The organism is Protofrankia sp. Cr1 (assembly GCF_963555865.1).
Taxonomy (GTDB): Bacteria; Actinomycetota; Actinomycetes; order Frankiales; family Frankiaceae; genus Protofrankia.
Genome location: NZ_CAUVXO010000001.1, coordinates 57517 through 59235 on the forward strand (window position 1 = coordinate 57517; position 1719 = coordinate 59235).

At 73.8% G+C, this 1719-nt stretch carries 1 protein-coding gene; it reads left to right on the top strand.

Annotated elements, in window-relative coordinates; all coding sequences use genetic code 11:
- Window positions 1–91 precede the first annotated feature (91 nt).
- Window positions 92–1615 (top strand): NAD(P)H-hydrate dehydratase, encoded by a 1524-nt coding sequence (locus U9980_RS00325; protein WP_322766185.1) that lies wholly within the window; start codon window positions 92–94, stop codon window positions 1613–1615.
- Window positions 1616–1719: the final 104 nt, after the last annotated feature.

Genomic DNA, 1719 nt, shown 5'->3' on the forward strand with positions numbered 1-1719 from the left:
CGGGCGGGGTTGACCGCCCGAAGCCGTTCCCCGACGCGCGAGGGTGCGTTTGACGGTGCGACGGACAGCTTCGACGGAGAGCATGGCCGCTATGAGATCTGCCCATTTGGTGATCCAGGTCAGGGATGCCGAGGCGTCCCTGCTGGCCAGCCTGCCACCTGGCGCCCTGATGCAGCGGGCCGTGCACGGCCTGCTGTCGCATGCGGCACGCCGGCTCGGTCGGGTGTACGGCGCCCGGGTAGTCGTTCTCGCCGGAAGCGGTGACAACGGCGGTGACGCGCTGTGGGCAGGTGCGCTCCTTTCGGCCCGGGGCGCCCGGGTGGATGCGCTCGCTCCCGGGCGTACGCATCCGGCCGGGACGGCGGCCCTGCTCGCGGCGGGCGGACGCCTGCACCGCCTGCCCGGTCCAGACCCGGTTGGCCAGCAGCCGGTACGCGCCGGCGCGCCGGTCGGCGATGACACCGCCGCGGGCCTGGTGGCCGCGGCTGACCTGATCCTGGACGGCATGCTCGGCATCGGTGGGAAGGGTGGCCTGCGCGCGGCCTACGCCCAGTTGGCCGGGCTGGCCCCGGTCGGGCGCACCGTCGCCGTGGACATCCCGAGCGGGGTGGACGCCGACACCGGCGCGGTGGTGGGTCCAGCCATCCGCGCGAGCAGCACCGTGACATTCGGAACCTACAAACGCGGCCTGCTGATCCCTCCTGGGGCTGACCACGCGGGCCGCATCGAGCTCGTCGACATCGGGCTGGTACTTCCCTGCGCGGATCTGGTCGCTCTTGATGACGCCGACGTGGCCCGGCTGCGCCCGAGCCCTCGTCCGGCGGATTCCAAGTACACCCGGGGCGTGCTGGGCCTGGTCGCCGGCAGTGACCTCTACCCCGGCGCCGCGGTGCTCGCCACCGGCGGGGCGCTGCGCGGGGCCGCGGGCTACGTGCGGGTGGTCAGTACACCGGTGGCCGCCGACCACGTGCGTCGTGCGCACCCCGAGGCGGTGGTCACCCAGATCGACCCCGGTGACGCCGGCGCCGTTCTCGCGGCCGGTCGGGTGCAGGCGTGGGCAGTTGGTCCCGGCCTGCCACCAGACGCCGGGACCGCCCGCGTGGTGGCTGCCCTGCTGGCAGGTGACCTGCCCGTACTGCTCGATGCGGGCGCGCTGGGCGCGTTGGCCGGCGATGCCCGGGGCGTTGCCGCGCTGCGGGCCAGGGCCGCGCCTACTCTGCTCACGCCGCACGAGGGCGAGTTCGTCCGCCTTGTCGGGGCGTTGCGCTGGGACGCGGGGGCGACCATCCACGAACTGACCGTGGACAGATTGGGCGCGGTACGCCGCGCCGCAGCCGAACTGGGGGCGACCGTGCTCCTCAAGGGCGCCCGTACGTTGATCGTCGATCCGGACGGGCAGGCACGGGTGAACACCACAGGCACACCGTGGCTGGCGACCGCGGGCAGCGGTGACGTCCTGACCGGCCTGTGCGGCTCGCTGCTCGCCGGTGGGCTGGCTCCGCTGGATGCCGGCAGCGTGGGAGCCCAGCTGCACGGTCGGGCGGCGCAGCGGGCGGGCCATCCGCTGGCTGCCTCCGATCTGGCTCCGATGTTGCGGGTCCGTGGAAGGCACTGAGCAGGTGGGTGTCGTTGAGCGGGCACACGCCTTGGCGCACTCTGCCCCGGCAGCCCTTGTTACCGTCAGAGCGCGCACGCGTGTGGTCGGCGTTCGCATGCGCG